The organism is Streptomyces sp. NPDC054834, from assembly GCF_053611185.1.
Map to the genome: position 1 here is coordinate 149,091 of NZ_JBSGZV010000007.1, position 16,855 is coordinate 165,945.

At 67.7% G+C, this 16,855-nt stretch carries 11 protein-coding genes; 3 read left to right on the forward strand and 8 right to left on the reverse strand.

Annotated elements, in window-relative coordinates:
- Positions 1-186 precede the first annotated feature (186 nt).
- Positions 187-441, forward strand: a complete 255-nt coding sequence (locus tag ACWGJM_RS12535; RefSeq protein WP_453411766.1) for an alpha/beta fold hydrolase — start codon at positions 187-189, stop codon at positions 439-441.
- 6 nt (positions 442-447) lie between these two features.
- Here ACWGJM_RS12535 and ACWGJM_RS12540 read toward each other — a convergent pair whose 3' ends face one another.
- Both ACWGJM_RS12540 and ACWGJM_RS12545 read right to left on the reverse strand, forming a co-directional pair.
- Positions 448-990: an MOSC domain-containing protein gene (locus tag ACWGJM_RS12540; protein ID WP_453411631.1), complete on the reverse strand. Its 543-nt coding sequence runs from the start codon at positions 988-990 to the stop codon at positions 448-450.
- Positions 991-1,021: 31 nt separating this feature from the next.
- Entirely contained in the window at positions 1,022-1,765 is a 744-nt protein-coding gene (locus ACWGJM_RS12545) for a class I SAM-dependent methyltransferase (RefSeq protein WP_453411632.1), read from the reverse strand.
- A 543-nt stretch (positions 1,766-2,308) separates the two neighbouring features.
- Between ACWGJM_RS12545 and ACWGJM_RS12550 the strand changes: the two genes are divergently transcribed.
- On the forward strand, positions 2,309-2,908 hold the full coding sequence (locus ACWGJM_RS12550) for a hypothetical protein (protein ID WP_453411633.1): 600 nt from the start codon (positions 2,309-2,311) through the stop codon (positions 2,906-2,908).
- A gap of 114 nt (positions 2,909-3,022) precedes the next feature.
- Here ACWGJM_RS12550 and ACWGJM_RS12555 read toward each other — a convergent pair whose 3' ends face one another.
- Complete coding sequence (locus ACWGJM_RS12555; protein ID WP_453411634.1) at positions 3,023-3,217, reverse strand: hypothetical protein; 195 nt, start codon at positions 3,215-3,217, stop codon at positions 3,023-3,025.
- A gap of 11 nt (positions 3,218-3,228) precedes the next feature.
- Positions 3,229-4,080, reverse strand: coding sequence for a helix-turn-helix domain-containing protein (locus ACWGJM_RS12560; RefSeq protein WP_453411635.1), 852 nt, complete (start codon positions 4,078-4,080; stop codon positions 3,229-3,231).
- A gap of 270 nt (positions 4,081-4,350) precedes the next feature.
- Between ACWGJM_RS12560 and ACWGJM_RS12565 the strand changes: the two genes are divergently transcribed.
- The gene (locus ACWGJM_RS12565) at positions 4,351-4,845 is read left to right on the forward strand and encodes an ATP-binding protein (RefSeq protein ID WP_453411636.1); all 495 of its coding nucleotides are present in this window, start codon (positions 4,351-4,353) and stop codon (positions 4,843-4,845) included.
- A gap of 103 nt (positions 4,846-4,948) precedes the next feature.
- Here ACWGJM_RS12565 and drmB read toward each other — a convergent pair whose 3' ends face one another.
- From drmB to ACWGJM_RS12585, 4 genes are read right to left on the reverse strand one after another with little or no spacing between them, the layout of a single operon-like run.
- Positions 4,949-6,811: a DrmB family protein gene (gene drmB / locus ACWGJM_RS12570; RefSeq protein WP_453411637.1), complete on the reverse strand. Its 1,863-nt coding sequence runs from the start codon at positions 6,809-6,811 to the stop codon at positions 4,949-4,951.
- Entirely contained in the window at positions 6,808-10,062 is a 3,255-nt protein-coding gene (locus ACWGJM_RS12575) for a helicase-related protein (RefSeq protein ID WP_453411638.1), read from the reverse strand. Before ACWGJM_RS12575 ends, drmB begins: the two co-directional genes overlap by 4 nt.
- A complete protein-coding gene (locus ACWGJM_RS12580; RefSeq protein WP_453411639.1) occupies positions 10,059-11,963 on the reverse strand; it encodes a UvrD-helicase domain-containing protein in 1,905 nt (634 codons plus the stop codon). The genes ACWGJM_RS12575 and ACWGJM_RS12580 overlap by 4 nt, the downstream gene beginning before the upstream one ends.
- A complete protein-coding gene (locus ACWGJM_RS12585) occupies positions 11,960-16,846 on the reverse strand; it encodes a DEAD/DEAH box helicase (RefSeq protein WP_453411640.1) in 4,887 nt (1,628 codons plus the stop codon). The genes ACWGJM_RS12580 and ACWGJM_RS12585 overlap by 4 nt, the downstream gene beginning before the upstream one ends.
- Between the last annotated feature and the right edge of the window lie 9 nt (positions 16,847-16,855).

The window sequence follows — 16,855 nt, forward strand, 5'->3', positions numbered from 1 at the left end:
CCAGTCACCCTGCCGAGCCGGACCGCCACACGACTTCTCGTGCCGGATTCGTGTGGCGGCGCCCGGCTCGGCGGGCGACCCTGACGACGTGCGACCGCGACCACAAACCACGGCCCCCACAAACCACGGCCCCCAGAAACCACGGCCCCCAGAAACCACGGCCCCCACGAGCCACCTCACCACGGCCTGGCGGGCCACATGGCCGAATGGGACGACCTGACCGCCTGCCTCCTCACCGACGGCCACGGCGGGGTGACGTACGACGCGAGAGGCCACGGCGACAACACGCGCACACCACCGGACATGACGCGAGCGGCGGCGGTGTCCGACGCGCTGCCTGATCAACCACCTACGCTTGGCCCCCGCAACCTCATCGGCCAGTCCCTGGGCGGCCTGACGAGCCTGCTCACGGCAGCGCGCCACACCCCTCTGCGAACGTGAGGCAACTCAGACGCGCTCCAACGCCCGATGCGGCCCCTCCGGAAGCTCGACCTTGATGGTGTCACCGGGCCGCACGCCCCCACCCACCACCACGACGCTCATGATCCCGGCCTTCCGCACGAGCGCCCCGTCCTGCCCCCGCCCGACGACCTGCTTCAGCAGCCCCCGCTGGAAATTGTCGATCTGCAGACAGGGATTCCGCAGCCCGGTCACCTCGACGACGGCCTCGTCCCCGATTCGCAACAGCGTGCCGGTGGGCAGCCCCAGCAGATCGATCCCCCGGGTGGTGATGTTCTCCCCGAGCTCCCCGGCCGCCACCCGAAAGCCCGCACCCCCCACCTCCCCGAAGAGCTCCTCATGAATGAGGTGCACCTGCCGAAGATTCGGCTGCGTGGGATCCTGCGCGACCCGAGACCGATGCTTGACGGTCACCCCGGAGTGCACATCCCCCTCCACCCCGAGCCCGGCGAGCAGGTTGATGCTCTCCCGGTTCGGCTTGGTGAACGAGTACTCGCCGTTGCTGCTGACCGCTGTGACCACCGCGTTCATGCTGGGCCCCCTTTTCCCGTCACGTCGGACGTCACACGTTACTCACCAGGAGCCGGTAACCCACATCGATGGCCTCGAGCCCCAGCAACTCAGCGTGCCGCGCACGCCAACGCCCGCTCGCCAGGTCCCCCGCAAGCCGTTCCAGCCCAGGCGCGATGAGCTCTTCCCCGGTCTGCGCGCAGAGCGAGATCCCCGCCCGCACCTCCGGATCGAGATAAGCCTCGGGCCGACGCCAATAAGCAGCGCCGAACCCATCCGTACAGTCATGCGGAACGGGAATGGTCTCCACCCGCGCCCCACCGAGCAACTCGGCCAACGCCTCCACCGGCACGGCGCGCGCGTCGTCGAACGCCATCGCCTCCGGCAGATACTCCCGCACGAGCCAGAACCGCTCCCGAAAGACCACCTGGTCCCAGGTCAGCACGACAACCCGCCGCCGAGCCACCCGCCGCAACTCCCGCACCCCCGCGGCCAGATCGTCCCAGTGATGCACGGTGAGCAGCGCCATAACGGCATCGGCCGCACCGTCCCGCACCGGCAACCGCTCGGCCACCCCCTGCACGACGGGCGCGGCCCCCACCGGCCGCTGATCCACCATGACCCGACTGGGCTCCACCGCCAGCACAGTCGCGGCCGGCTCATACGACCCGGCCCCCGCCCCCACATTGATCACACTCGCCATACCCTCGAGCGCGCCCTGAATCCGCGGGCCGATCCGCGGATCGGCCCGCCGGGTCCGCGCATACGTCGTACCGAGCGAGTCGTAGAGCGCCATGCCGCCAGTATCCGAGGAAGGCGGTCCGGCCCGCGGCCCACCTTCACGCCAACCCGAGGCAACCCAACCCTCCTCCCACCGCCCCACCACCCAGCCCACCCAAGGGGTGCCCCACCCAGGCCCCCACTTTCCCCGGGCCGCCCGCTCGCTTCTCCCCCGTGATTCCGCGAGCCGAGTCAAGGGTGGCCCGAAGGGCCATCGGCGCCAGCCGACGCGAGAGCGCAGCGCAGCGGAGCGGAAGCGCCCTTTACTCGGGGCGCGGAACCACGACCCTGAAAAGGAAGCGGGCGGCCTCCGACGCACTTGTTCGTCGACTGCTGCACCTGGACCGCCCTCTCGGGGGAGCGATTGGCAGATATGGGCCACGCCCAAGCTCCGCGACCTGCGGTTTCGTTCTCCGCTCCTGGCCCATATCTGCCAATCGCGGTGCGGCTGCGCGGGCAAGGGGCAGTTGCAGCCGGATCGGCGCGCCCCTGGGAAACTGGCAGGCTCCACCAAGGCGGGTCATGAGAAGGTGCGGCTCGATCCAGCAGAGGGGGAAGAATGGGACTGAGCTACGGCTACGACATCTACCTGCGTCCCCGAAACGTCGCCAAGGCGCTGGCCAATCTGGCCGAGCTGGCGCCACCGGCCCCGCGCGTGCCGCCGCTCGAGATCACCCTGCCCGGCGGTGAGCGGCTAGTCGTCCCGTTCACGTCCCACTTCGAGAGCGAGCCGGTCGACTGCTCCACGAGCAGCACGCTCGAGCTCGACACGTCCCTCATGTTCGACGTCGATGACGCGCTGCGCGAGTACGCGAAGACGGGCGGCCCTCAACCCGAGGCGGACGGGCGCATCCAGATCGGCTACATCTACGCGACGATCCGGTTCGAGTCCTTCCTGCACCCTGGTTACGCGTCGGTGGAGTGCTGGGCAGCGACGTCGGGGATGAGCCGCTTGTTCGCGCGGTCGACCAACATCAGGAAGGCGTTCACCGACCTCACCGCCGCCAGCGGCGGAGTATGTTGCCTGTTCGACACCGGCGACGGCGGCCCCGAGCAAGTGTGCTGGCTCAACGGTGAGATCACCCAGGAGATGGTCTCCGGCTCCCGCTTCCCAGATCGGCGAGCCCTTGCGGCGACTTGGCCAGACCCCGAGAGATGAGCACCGCCAGTCCGCGCCCCAAAGTCTTGAAAACCGCTCTCTGAGAACACCGACATGTGCGAGTGGTTCCCCTCCTCCCAAAGCGGATCGGAGGGGAGGGGATCCATGGCTGGCTCACTGGAGCAAATGGTCGGCCTTGCCAGCCTTGATGTCTCGAATCATGACACGCAGCGCGTCCCGACTGTCGACGATGAAGCGGTCTTCCTGGCCGCGGACGGCCACGTACGCGTTGCCGGCTTGGTCGGTCCCTATGCGGAAGCAGGAGTTCCCTTCTCCGCAGAACGGATCTTCCCATTCGATCTCGGCCATCAGGTATCTCCTCAGAGTTCACGTGCGATTGCATGGATGAAGTCTCTGGAATCATTCGCCGACAATGCGAGCTCCTCCATCCAGTCCAGATGGGCACGGTATTTGGTCAACTCGGTGTCCATGTACAGGAAGTCCGGACCGTGGGAGTTGTCGATCTGCACGGTGTCCAACTGCTCTGTGGCGCCTTCCGCGTACAGAACAGTCTGACCCGCACCGGGAAAACCACCATGGGTGAACGGAATGGCCAGCACGGTCACACCCTCCCGCTCGCTCAACTGGAGTAGGTGCTCCAGCTGAGCGAGAGCCACACGTGGCCCCCCGAACTGCATTCGCAGGGCGGCTTCGTGCACGATGCCGATGAAGGGAGAGGATGCCTCGCCGTTCAGTACTTCTTGCCGCCGGGTCCGATGAGCGAGTCGCATCGCAACTTCGTGCTCTGGTAGACGAGGGAGCACGGCGCGGAACACCGCCAGCGCATAGTCCGACGTCTGCAAGAGCCCCGGAATGTGCACCGCGCAGGCCGTCCGCATGCGCGTGGCCTGCGCCTCCAACTCGGCGATGTCCAGCATCCCCTGAGGAAGCGAGCCTCGGTACTGCTCCCACCAGCCTTGCGTGCCGGGCCGGGCCATCTCCACCAACGCGTCGACGTACTTGGTGTCCTCGCAGCGGCAGTGGTGCGCCAACGCCCGCAAGCGTTCCTCGCTGATGGTCCGAACACCGGACTCCATGTAGGAGATCTTCCCCCGGTCGACGCCCAGGAGGCCGGCCGCCTGCTCCGCGGACACCCCCGCCGCTATCCGCATCCTGCGCAACTCGCTGCCGAGACGCCGCTGCCGCTGAGTGGGGACCGCCTTCGAGGGCATGTCGATCCTTCCGTGTTCGCTCAGACGGCAGTCTGCCGTGTGTCTTCGACGGAAGCCACGATCGGGCTAATTTGTCGAAGAGAGTGGCAAATTTACCTTCGATGCCCCCTAGCTTGAACATCGCACCGCTTACCGCTGCGAGCAGAAGCGCATCGCGTATGCCCGCCCGATCTCTCCTGCCCTGGGAGGGGTGGGCCCGCGCCAGGGCGACAGGCCACTGCTCGCCGCGTCACGCAGGACTGGAAGACGAATGAAGGAGAGTTGAGAGGGATGGACTGCACCGCTTGCACGCCGAGGAAGCCGTGGGAGATTCCGTTTCTTGCGGAGCCGGAAGGAGTGGCGGCACTACGACGCGCTCTGCGGGCGCACTTGGGGGCCTTGGGCCTGACGGAGCTTACGGAGCCTGCTCAACTCTGTGTCAGCGAGCTGGTGACGAACGTCATCACGCATGTCGGCGCCAGCACCCCGGCCACCCTCACGGTGACCATGAACGGCACCGACCTGCGTATCGAGATCCACGACCCCGACACCCGTGCCATGCCCGTGCTCTTGGACGCGACCGACGACGCCGAGAGCGGTAGAGGTATGACCCTCGTCGATGCCGTGGCCACCCGCTGGGGCATTCTCCTCCACCCGGACCGCAAGGTGACCTGGTGCGAGCTGGCAACCAGCCTGCCGCCGTCGAACGGGCTCGTCAGGGGATCCGCCGTCTCGCAGCCGAAGGCCTGCTCGTTCTGCGCGAGGCAAGAGCGTTTCGCGTGGTGAACCGGATCCGAGCACGCGGCTGTGAGGTGGCCGGGTGCCGTGATCGTGCTCCAGCACACGACTGGGCAGAGTCGGAAAGTGACAGGGACGTCGGTCGACCGGTTCAGGTGGCGAGGACATGCCGGAAGAAGCCCACAGCTGGATCCTCGGGGGTTCCGACGAGCAGCGCGCGGTCGAGCAGGATGTTGTTGTGCTCGCAGCTGGTCTCCGGGAGCATCACGCATGCGTGGCAGGCCGCGAGGTTGGTTCCGCCCGTGCCAGATGCCTCGGACTCGACGCAGAGTGGGTCGGAGGAGCACCACTCGGCGCGGTGAACGGCCGAACGGATCGCTTGGTCGAGGCGATGCGGTTCCCCTTGGGCGACGAGCCCGCCGAGGCTGCCCGCCGAGTCGCTGGTCGCGGTGTAGACGAGAACTCCGGCCATGTCGTCGGCGGCGTACAGGCGCTCGCGCAGGGCTGCGGCTGGATAGCCCGCCTCCAGGCTCCATTCGTTGATGAGGACATGGGCCAGTGTGTGCAGCAGCACCATGCGGGGCGTGGCGGGCGAAGGGGCGACCCGGCTCGGGTCTGCTGCGCGCTGCTCCATCACCCTCTGGTGAGCGGTGCGCATTCTCTCGACCCGGGCGGCCACCGCAGTGGCCCTCTCCCAGGAGACGAGTCGATCCTCGTCCAGGCGGAGGAAGACCCCCTCGCCGTGAACCTCCATGGCGGGGAGCCACTGCAGAGCGGAGGCGGAGAGCGGGACCTCGTTGGACTCGGTCGTCGAGTCTGGGTCGGCGAGCCGGGTGAACGCCTTGAGAGCGCGCACCTCGCGCAGCTTCTTCACCAGCATCGGGCCCGCGACACCGAGCGGCCGAAGCACGGTTGCGTCGCCAAGCGGGGTCTCGCAGATGAACTGCTCGTCGCGGGACCGCTCGCGCTCGTCATTGCCCAAGCGGAGCCGCTCGTACTCCTTGTTGCGCAGGGCGCGGTAGCGGTGGTCGAAAGTGGGAGTGTCCTCGCCGCTCGGGTCCTCCTCGCGTTCCGCGTCGAGGAGCGCCATCACCTCCTCGATCGGGACCGGACTTTCTCCCTTGAAAGCGAACTTGAGACACATCTCGACCTCCGCACGACTGTTCAGCTTGCGGAGTTCGTCCCAGTGCTCGGCGAGTGGATCGGCACGGCCGTCGCTCCATGGCGGGATGGAGAGCGCCGACTTCAATACCGGCTGCCACACGGCCGAGGAACCGCGCTGGAGGGTGCGCGGGGTCAGGCCGCAGGCCTCGGCGGGGACGGACGTGCCGAGCCAGGGGCGGGTGCCACGACATCGAAGGCCCAGATCCTTGAGAGCGCTTTTGCGGAAAGAGCCCTCCATCGAGACCTCAGGTACCCCACAGGTGCAGGAGATGCGGATCGAGCGGAGCGAGGAACTGCGGCCCGACGATCGCAATTTGAGGGTTCCACCGCACTGTCCTGCTGTCGCGGCACCGCGGTCGGAGGAGCGATGGACCCACTGCCAGTACGGGAACTCGTCGAGGTGTCCGGCCTCGCAGGCGATGACGAAACGCGAGGGGACGAGGTCGGCCTCACACGTGCCGCAGATGCTCCGGCCGGGCGGCGGGGTGAAGTCACGGTGCCGGCGCAGGTCGTTGCACTCAGGGCAGGAGTGCATGAGAGGGAAACGGCGGACCCGGAGGCCGTCCTTGCTGGTGTCGTCGGACGCGGGCGGCAGCCGGAAGTACTGGACGCCGAGGACACGGGCGAGGCGCCGCTCGTGGATCCGGGGGGACTCGTCCCTGTCCCAGTGCTCGTCGGCCCCATCGAGGCCTGAGACGATGAAGGACTCGTGGTCAACGGCGACGAGCGAGCCGATACCGTACGTGGTGATCGCCTGGGCGCGACGAACCGCGCCACGACGGGGCAGGTTGCGGGCGGGCGCGGCGCCGTCCTTGCCGGTCCGGCGACGGAGTGCGGGGGGCGGGGTCATCGGGATGCCTCCATGAACAGGGCGGACTCTGCATCGACGTCGCGCAGGCTCCACAGGGTGCGCCAGGCCTCGGCGTCCTCCGACTCGTCGTCGTACGACTTCAGGAGCGAGGGGGTTCGACTGCCCTTCTTCGGTTCGAAAAGCAGGCCGCCGTGTGTGTCGGCCTCTTCGCACCACCAATCGACGAACTTGTCGAAGGCGCGAGCCACCGCGTCTGCCTCCTCCGGAGTGACGCCGCGGACACGGCTCAGCAGGACAGGCTTGATGTCCTCGCGGAGAACGCTCTCGTAGGAGTCGACCAGGCCAGCCGACTCGTTGGGACGGGCCGCCGGGATAAGGATGCGGGCCAGGGCGACGATCACCGCGTGCAGGCCCCGCTCACGGGCACGGGCGGAGAACGGAGTGACGGAGGTGGACTCGACCTCGCGGTAGAGGGCGGAATGGAAATGCAGGAAGTTCTCGTAGTGGGAGCGGTCGCGGGAACGAGTCGCGTTGAGCATGACGGCGACCAGTCCCGGGTGGGCACGACCGACACGGCTGGTGGCCTGGATGTATTCGGCGGTGGTCTGCGGCTGGCCCATCACGGCCATCAGACCGAGCCGGTCCACGTCGACGCCTACCGCGATCATGTTGGTGGCGAGGAGGACGTCCACGGTGTCCTCGTCGGGGAGCTTCTTCTCGATTCCCTTGAGGCGGGTGGGGATCTCGCTGGCGTCGATCCGGCTCGTCAACTCCGAGTGATTGGCGACAGAGCGGACAGCCACCCCCTCGCGCTCGGCGAGCAACTCGAGGTAGGCCACAACGTCGTCGTGTACCTGGAGTTCGGCCGCGGACAGCAGCCGAAGGCTGTTGAAGTAGCCGACGAGGCTCCAGTACGCGTCGCGCACCTCGTCCTCGGTGCGTGCGTGCTTGGCCCGGTGGAGCAGGGTGGCGTACGTGCGGATCAGGAGGGTGGACTGACTGGTGCCGGGGGCCAGGAGGCCGACATAGCGGCGGCTCGCCTTCTCCTCGCGCGGGGTTTCCACGGCGAACCAGGAGTCCCGGGAGTCCAGGCCGGCGGGCGGGAACTGGCGGACCTCGCGGGCAAAGAGGTGGCAGCCCTGATCGGCGGCGCGACGGATGGTCGCCGTCGAGGCGATCACCTTGGGACGATCGGCGAGCGCGTCCACGGCGGTTTCGTAGAGGCCGGTAAGGGTTCCCAACGGGCCTGAGATCAGATGGAGCTCGTCCTGAACGATCAGTTCCGGCGGCGGGGTGCGGTCGCTCGGGTCGTCGCGGTTGAAGAGCGCGGCGGTGGCCGGGCGCCACGGCATCGAGGCGAACTTGTCGACGGTGGCGATCACCAGCGTCGGTCGGGCGGCGTACACCGCCTCGTCGATCAGGTGGACCGGCAGGCCATCGACGAAGTCGCAGTCGGTACCAGGGCAACGGACGTACATCCGCTTGGCGTTCTCCTCGACTTCGTAGGCACGGGCGTCTAGGCGGGCGCCGCACCAGGGGCACGCGTGCAGCTGGACGGGATTCTCGGTGGCGAGACGCTTGTCGAGATCCCTGCGGAGTTCGGCGAGCTTCCTATCGGCCTCCTCGAGAGTGTTGGGGGTGGCGGATCGACCCACCCACATGCCGATGGAGAACTCCTCGTGGCCCAACTCCGGGGTATCGCGGCGTATGCGCTCCATGGCGCAGAGCAGGATCGCGGCGCGCTCGAACTGCTGGAGTGTGAGCAGCCGCAGCGTGTAGCGCATGAGCACGGTGACGCCGCCGCCGTCAGCGCCCCTGCGGATGCGACGCAGGAACGAGGTGAGGGCGATCAGACCGAGGTACGCCTCCGTCTTGCCACCACCGGTGGGAAACCACAGCAGGTCGGAGACGCCCCGATCACGGTGCTCGGGGTCATCGATACCGGCTAGGCAGAGCAGCATGAATGCGATCTGGAAGGGGCGCCAACGGCCGGCAGCCGGATCGGGGGAACCGCTTCGGCCGCTCTTCACCCACGCGCTGCGTGCTCGCTGATCGGCCATGGCGCGGTTGGCGAGGCGGAACGCCCGCATCAAGTCGGGCTTGGCTTCCAACAGGTCGATGCCCTCGCGGATGCGGCCGAGCGCTTCACGGCAGGCCTCCACCTGATCCTGCGCGGGCTTCTCGAACGTGCGCCCTACCAGGGCGTCTGCCTCAGCCTCCTTGCGGTCGATCCAACGCTCGTAGCCCGTGGCGAGCGCTTCCAGGGCCGTCAGGATCTCGGTGTCGGAGCGCTCCGCCAGGCCGAGCATGGACAGAGCGGAGCTGTCGATCTCCGGGTTGGAGTCGGTGAGCAGTACCTCCACGGTGGGCACGAACTCGCTCCGCACCTCGGTGACTGCGGCCTTGACGGTGTCGGTCATGCCGATCGGCGGTGGCGTCCAAGCCCACTCGGCGGCGCAGCCGTGGCCGACCGCGAACGTCGGAGCGTGGCGGTGGAGCAGACGGCTGGTGGCGACCTCGGGATCATGGGCGGCTGCCGGGGCGGGGCGCTCGACGAAGGCGGTGGAGCCGTTGGCCGCGCGGATCGTGAGACCGCACTGAAACAGGCAGAACGCGTCCTGGAGCTCCCGCTCGCCGACCCGGTGTGTGTTGACCAGAGTGACCGTGATCGTGACCGTACCGGTGGTCGGGTTGGGGCGTCGGACGTTGACGCGCAGCGCAGCCCCAGACCCGAGGTCGACCTTCATGTCCGGGGCGGGCGTGGTCACGTCGAGCGTGGTGTTGGGAAGTTCGAGTTCCTTTCGTCGCCATTGCTCCCGCTGGTCGGAAGTCGTGCGAGCCTCGGCACGGCGGGCCGGGACGGGCTTTCCCTCCGCGTCGGTGGGCTGGTAGACGGCGGCGCGCGCCAGGACGACAATCGTGTCGCTTATGGCCGGGTCGACCGCGAAGGTGAGGCCCATCGAGGAAGGGCGGCGGGACCCTGCGGCGCCGACCTCTTCCGCGGTACCGGATTCCTCGAGGTTGTCACGGCTGCGCTGCGGGGTGATGTCCAGGCCCTTGTACTCGGCGTCGTCCTCACGGAGCCGTTGCTCGGCGGTCGCATTCGCCGATCGTGGGTAGAGGACGCCGGCCAGGTAGCGATCGATCGGCGCATCCTCGGTGAGGACTTCGTCACGGTCGTCCGGCGCGGCGTCCGGAGCAGGGCCGAGGAGTTCGCGGCGGAGCCCCACCAGGAGTTCTTCGTCCCGAACCCGATAGTGCTCGGAGTGCAGACTTGCTACGTGCGTCATGCGCGCTGCTCCTCGTCGTTGTTGGCCCGCCGATATCTTCCGATGCCTGTGATCCGGGCGGCGATCCACACGCCACGATCGCCGAGACCGGCGTTCGCTCCGGCGGCGACGCTGCCTGTCACGCTCTCCAGGGTGTCCACGCGTATCCCGTGGATTTCGTCGGGCCACCAGGGGTCCCACGTTCGGTTCAGCTTCTGCACCTGGAACAGCTCCTCGCGGAACCGCTCTGACGCCTCACCGATCTCCCGCCCGTTGTGCACCAAGGCATACGGCGGGCTCTGACACTCACCCATGGGCAGGTCGTGGCGCTTGCGCAGCACCACTTCCTGCCCGGGGGTGACCTGCTCCAGGAGATACGCCTGGGTCGCCACAGCATCGGTCTCATGGCCGGGCGGGTTGTCCCTGCAGACGTCGCCCGCCTCGGCGACGACTCCGTATCTGTCGTACGACCGCCACCCGCCCACGTACCGGCGGCCGTTGCTCCTGCCGCCCGCCGTCTTGAGAACAGGCAGCTCCGGTGGGTCCATGTGGTAAAGGTCCTGGCGGGCACGCGTCATCGCCACGTACAGGGCTCGGGCCTCGGCGGGGAGGTCCACCTCGTCCTTGTGTTGCTTTTGGAGTTCGGCGATGGTCGGCGGGGTCAGGATGATCACCCGGTCGAACTCGAGGCCCTTGGCCCGGTGCACGGTCGATACGACGATCCGTGTGGTCTCCGGGTCGGCAGCCTCGTCCGGGAACCGGCCGTCGGCGACCAACCGGCGCAGCTGCTCCAGATCCAGCGCGTTGCGCCCAGCCGTACGTGTGGCCCGGCGCAGCACCGTCCACAGGACACTCACATGTGGTTCGAACGGCAAAGGGATCTCCGCCAGCAGAGAGCGGAAGCGCTCCTCAGTGAGGCCGGTCGCCTCGGTGCGGCGCAACAACTCAGCCACCCAGTACGGCACAGGCCGCTCTTCGAGGGGGCGCCGCAGCCGGTGCTCGACGCCGTGTTCGTGGAGCAGGCCGGAGACGACCAGGGCCTGTCGGTTGTCACGGGTGAGGATTGCGCAGGTTTCGGAGAGGGTCCGCAACCCGTCCAGAGTGAACGGATCGGTGAGGTCGCCCATTGCGTTCGTCGGAGCCAGAAGCAGGTCGCGCAGTTCCTCGTAGAGCGTCACCGCATCCTTGGCGTCGGTGACCTGTTGGAGCCGAGGACCGTGCGTCAGCGCGATCCGGGCCTCGGGGGTGATGGCCCGGAAGTTCTGCCCCAGGTGCAGTTCCACCAGGTCGTCGGGGTACGAGCAGCGCAGCCAGTCGAAGAACCGGCCGATCTCGTCGGAGCGTTCGGTCAGGCCCTGAATCTGGAAGCCGTAGACGGACTGGGCGGCGTCTCCGACGACAGTGAAGCCGCAACTGTCCTGGTATCGGTCCAGAAGCGCCTCAACGAGCTCTCGGCGTTTTCCCAAAAGATCTTGCACTTCGTCGATCACGACATGAGCGGGCGGAACGGCATCGCCGGCTTCCAGCGCTCCGTTCTCGATCGCCCGGGTCGCGGCTGTGATCCGCTCGTCGAAGCCGACAGTGCTCCACTCGCCGTCCGGATACGCCTGGAGGAGTACCCCGTAGGCCCAGGCGTCAAAGGTCTGGGCGCGCACCCGGCGGGCCCGCTCCCCGTGCCGGGCGATGCGATCGCGCAACTCGCGGGCAGCGGCCCGGGAGAAGGTGAGCACCAAGATCTCGGCGGCCTCCAGTGCCTCGTCAGGGTCCTGGTGCCCGCACAGGGTATCCAGCCGACGCACCAACGTGTGCGTCTTCCCCGCCCCAGCACCCGCCGTGACAAGGACGCGTGCGTCCCAGGGCTGCTCGACCACGGCCCGCTGCTCGTCGGTGAGCGGAGGGCTGTCGAGGTAGGCGTCGGTCACTTACGGCTCCAGAGGTGCTCGAACTGTGTGAAGGCGAGCTGAGTGTCGAAGTTGGCGATGTTGTCGGAGACGTTGAGGATCAGGCAGGTGTCCTTGCCGCCGTTCTTGGGCCCGCGCAGACCACGCCCGATCATCTGTTGGTAGACGTTGGTGCTGTAGACCGGGCGGGCGACGACCACGACACGGGTGGCGGGTGCGTCGAATCCCTGGGTGAGGACACCGTAGTTGGTCAGCACACGGATACGACCGTTTCGGAAGTTCTCGATGCGACTGCGACGGTCCTGCGCACTCGTCGTCGAGTCCACGGCGGCGGATCGGATACCTCGGTCGTTGAGCATCGCCGCCAGGTACTTGGCGTGGTCGACGGAGGTGGCGAAGAGCAACGTCGGCCAGTCGTCCGGCAGGCCGGCCACCGAATCGACGATGCGCCGGCTACGCGCGTGGTCGTCGGCGAGCCGCTGCTCGGCGGATCGGGAGAGCACCGCCATGCGATCGGCGTGCGTCTTCTCGTCCCGGGTCAGTTCGATCCAGCCACCCTCTAGGGTGCGGTGCTCGACCTGGGCGAGCATCTCCCACTTCTGAAGGTCGCGATACGGGTCGCCCGACGGGAAGACTCCTTGGTCGAGTCGCTTGTTGCCGAAGCGGTTGATCAGACGGCGGGTCTCCTCTTCGTTGGTGTTACGGAAAGGGGTGGCTGTCAGGCCGAGCAGATGCCGGCTTGTCTCGTACTGGGTGAGGCCCAACTGGCCCAGAATCTCGGTGTACCGCTTGGAGATCGCGGTGTGTGCCTCGTCCACGATCACCAGCGCGGCCTGTCGCAGCCAGGCGTACTGGTCGGTGCTCAGGCACCGCTCCAGCTTGGCGTCGGTGGCGACCACCAGGTGGGGGTGGTCGACAACGTTCCCGACCTCGTTGGTGCCCCACAACCGGCTGATGGTGAGCGAGCGCTCCGCGCCGACCTTGCTCCAGACGAACTTCCAGCTCTGAACCGCCTGTTCGCACAGCTCCTCGGTCTGGGCGATCCACAGCAGCGGCCCTTTGAGGTCACCGACGCGCTTGACCCAGCGGATCACAGCCTCGGCGGTGACCCGGGTCTTGCCGGCCCCTGTGGGCAGGGACAGCATGCCGCGCTGAGGGGCCAGCCGGTCGAGCATGATGGAGATGTTCCGGACCAGGTCCTCTTGGTAGTCGTGGAGACTCGGGAAGTCCCGCGGGCCCTCGACGGTCTCGAACGGGGGCGGGGACGGAGTCCTTGAACCGGCGAACGCGATAGGCAGTTTCATCTGTGAGACAAAGGCGATGGCGGCCGACGAACCCGTGTACCCGACCGGCGCGTTGGGGAAACGTGCCTGGATGTCCCGGGCGTGCTGATGGAGCACCCCGTCGCCGTGCGCGTTGAACGCCATCTGCGCGATCCGCCGTCCGGAGGGCTCCACGCCGTCGGCCGCCTGCAGCTCGGCCTCCATCAACCCTTCGGGGAGCCCGGCACGCAGCGCCTCCGCCCCGATCAGCAGCTCGATCTTCGCGACCGCGTCCTCGGCGTCACGTACGGCCTTCTGCGCGGCCTGCATGGCGCTGTCCCGCGCCATGCGCTCCTGGTGCTCCAGGACGGCCCGGCACCCGGCCGCTCCGAGACCGAGGCCGAGTTCGTGGTCGATCAGGATCAGCATCGGCTCGGGCCCCAGCGGGACGCGGACCTTGACAGTGCCGTTCTGACTGACCGCTTTGAGCGGGGTGGCGTGTGTGCCATTGGGTGTGCGGGTGATCTCCTCCAGTTCGGTGCAGCGCTGCACCAGGCTGTTCCGGTTTCCGCTGTTCAGGCGCTGGCGCAGAGCCGGGTACAGCTCGACGAGCGGCACCGGGTCTCCCTCGGCCACCTCGCGGGTCTCCCGGCTGATCACGTCGGAGTAGCGGAGCATGCCCCATTTCTCGACCATCAGCTCGGCGTCCTCGGCGGTCGGCACGAGCAGCGCGGGCAACTGCTCGGCACGCAGCGCCCGGTACTCAGCGGCATTGACGGCTAGGGTGATCTCGTCGTCAGGCCGGATATCCCAGGTGTCGCCGATCCGGCAGCGCGTCAGGGAGTCCTCGGGGAAGTCCGCGCCGAACCGGGTCAGCATCACGTAGGTGGCGCCGACGAAGGAGTCGTCCTCGCTGCGGGCCACCTCGTCGAGGAGTGCGTTCCAGCGGTCGGACGGCACCTCGTCGACTGTGGTCGGGAGACGCAGCTTGCGGGCCTTCTCGGGGGAGAGGTCGGCGACCGGCAGCACGTCACGGTAGGCGGCGAGCTGCGGACCGACTGCCTCCTTCAGCGGTTTGATCCCTTGCGAGGTGGCGACGGTGCCGTGCTTCCGCAGCATCCAGCGGATCGGCGAGGGAACGGCCTGTCGGGTGTTGCTCTGCGCGCCGAGCTGGCGGGTCCAGTTGTCCACCACGGCGTCGTCCGGAAGCGCCTTCAGGAAGGCGGCGCGGGACTCCTCCGAGAGTACGCGGAAGAGGTGGAGCGGCCCCCCGATCGCGGCTCCCTCGACCTTCATGCGGTTCAGTGTGGGACGGGGGGCGCGGCTGTCCAAGCCACGCAGGTAGGCGGCGTGGACAGCCTCACGGTACTCCTCGAACCAGGCCTCGCCCGTCCTGGGCTGAATGCCGCTGGTCGGCCGCTCACGGAGGCCCACCTGGGAGAAGAAGGGCTTGTCGTCGGAGTGGAAGTCCATGTCGACAGCGACACTCGGGTCACGCGTCGCGTCGACCACGACGCCCGGCAGCATGCAGTCCTCGATCGACCGGAACCGCCCGTCGGCGGTCCGCACGCGCAGGGTCGAACGCGGGTCGGGCACCCTCTCCAGGACCTTGTGGGCGAGTCGTCGGATGCCGGCCTGGCGGAACAACTCCCAGAACCGCTCCCAGTCGGTCTCGCTGTAGTGGGCGAAGCTCTGGTCGAGAACGCTGACGAAGCGGCCCTCGGCATCGGCCTCCTGGATGCCCAGGGTGTCGAGCGCGTGTGCCAACGAGTCGTCCTGGGCGAGCGTGTCGACCACGTATACCAGGGCTTCGCGGAGGCCGCCCTCGTCGGCGCGGCGGAACACACGACCGGGTACGGGGGCGACGAGGCCGTGCTCCTCGGTGAGGACGATGCGAGCCTTGCGGGCCTCCTCGGCGTACGGGGAACGAACCTCGACCATCTCCGCCAGAATCTTGATGGCAACCGTTGACGCTTCTGCGGTGCCGCTCTCGACCAGGGCCTCCAACCAAGTGCGGACGTCGGCTCGTTCGTGTCCGGCAGCGCCGAGAATGTGCTCGACCTTTCCGGAGCGCAGAGAATCCGCCTCGACGCTGGGGTGCAACCAGTTCGAGGGGCGCCCGGGGCATTCGTGCCACATCCGCAGCCAACCAGAGAGTTTCTTCAGGTCTCGGTCGAACCGGGGATGGATTCGTAGTTCCGTCGGAACGCGCAGCAGTCCGTCCTGGTCGGGCAGCGACGGGCCGACCGCGGTGCGGGCCCAGATCTCCCGGGTCAGGAACTCGTCGGCCCAGCTGATGGCTTCCTTGACACGGCCGGGCAGCAACGGGAGGTAGGCAGCGGGATCCTCGGCGGGTGCCAGGTCGGGGAGCGAGTCGACGACCAGCCGCGCCGCGACTCGAATCATCTCCTGGTTGAAAGGTGAGGAATCGAGGAGATTCTGCCTGTCCTCGTTCGTCTTCCAGGCGCCGTTGAGGATGCCGCTCAGCGACATCTCGTACTTGGTGGGGAAGAAGGACCAGAACCTTCCCCGACCGCGCGAGCGGGGGCTGACGTACAGGCCGCTTTCCGGGTCCTTCGCCAAAGCGGGGACACCCCAGGCGAGGTCGAGCGAGAGCCGGTCGTGTAGTTCGCCAGCGTCTTCGCGGGCTGCGGGACCGGGCTCGTGGGTGGTGGTGAACACCCGCCATCGGTCGGTGGCGACGGGCTTCCCGGTCCGTTCCTCGACCACGGTGTGCAGGTCGCCGACCTGCTGGGTGGTCAGTGTCCGGCGGGCCACGGGACGGAGCCGACGATCCTCCAGCACGACCTTCGCGACGTGGGGTGAGAAGAGCTGGAATCCCACCGGGAACTCGTCGCGAGGCTCGCCGTGCTCCTTGGCGCGACCGCCGTGCATGTCCCGTCCCAGTCGGTCGTCCGCCTTCGGTAGCAAGGGGAGTCTGACGACGGTGGTCGCCCAGGTCAGCAGCTCGTGCAGGACGGGGTCGGCGGCCCGCTCGGCCTGCATGTCGAGCGGCCGGGCCATTCGCAGGACGGGGGCGTCGAACTCCGGGCCGTAGCGCGCTGTCACACCGGGCACGGCCTTTATCTGTGCGTACGACCAGGCGCGGTCGAATCCGAAACTTCCGGTGCGGCTGAAGAATTCCGGCGCGTTCGTGACCACGAGGACGGATTTGACCCCGACACCGAATCGTCCGATCTGGCCGCCACGCTTCCTCGACATGCTCATCCGGAGGATTGTTTCTGCACCTTCCGGGGTTACCGGGTCTCCTTCGTTGGCGCAGTACAGATGGGTTGTGGTGAGGACGACTTGGACTCGGCCTCCCGGATCGCCGGCGATTTCATCGGCCGCGTTCTGAACCAGCTCGAAAAGCTGACGGTCACCGTACCCGCCCTGCGTGATACGGCGCTCTCCATTTGCGTGTTCCGCTACGAGGCCGGGGTCCACGGAGTAAGTCTTCAGGACACGGGAAGACTGCTCGAGAACAGTGTCGATCACCGAAGAGAGCGAAGCTTGCACTATTTGCACTCCTGGAAAGTGAGAGTTGAGAGGAAAGTTGGGAGACGGGCCGGCTGCCGGCTTCGATGCAGCCGACCCGTAAACGTTTGGAGCAGGGGTTAGAATGCGTCGCAAAATGCTCATGGGAGTGAC

Bases quoted from the DNA above. Each gene is read 5' to 3' on its own strand.
- ACWGJM_RS12585 (WP_453411640.1), bottom strand. From the start codon at position 16,846: ATGAGCATTTTGCGACGCATTCTAACCCCTGCTCCAAACGTTTACGGG.
- drmB (WP_453411637.1), bottom strand. From the start codon at position 6,811: ATGACCCCGCCCCCCGCACTCCGTCGCCGGACCGGCAAGGACGGCGCC.
- ACWGJM_RS12565 (WP_453411636.1), top strand. From the start codon at position 4,351: ATGGACTGCACCGCTTGCACGCCGAGGAAGCCGTGGGAGATTCCGTTT.
- ACWGJM_RS12550 (WP_453411633.1), top strand. From the start codon at position 2,309: ATGGGACTGAGCTACGGCTACGACATCTACCTGCGTCCCCGAAACGTC.
- ACWGJM_RS12540 (WP_453411631.1), bottom strand. From the start codon at position 990: ATGAACGCGGTGGTCACAGCGGTCAGCAGCAACGGCGAGTACTCGTTC.
- ACWGJM_RS12555 (WP_453411634.1), bottom strand. From the start codon at position 3,217: ATGGCCGAGATCGAATGGGAAGATCCGTTCTGCGGAGAAGGGAACTCC.
- ACWGJM_RS12575 (WP_453411638.1), bottom strand. From the start codon at position 10,062: ATGACGCACGTAGCAAGTCTGCACTCCGAGCACTATCGGGTTCGGGAC.
- ACWGJM_RS12560 (WP_453411635.1), bottom strand. From the start codon at position 4,080: ATGCCCTCGAAGGCGGTCCCCACTCAGCGGCAGCGGCGTCTCGGCAGC.
- ACWGJM_RS12545 (WP_453411632.1), bottom strand. From the start codon at position 1,765: ATGGCGCTCTACGACTCGCTCGGTACGACGTATGCGCGGACCCGGCGG.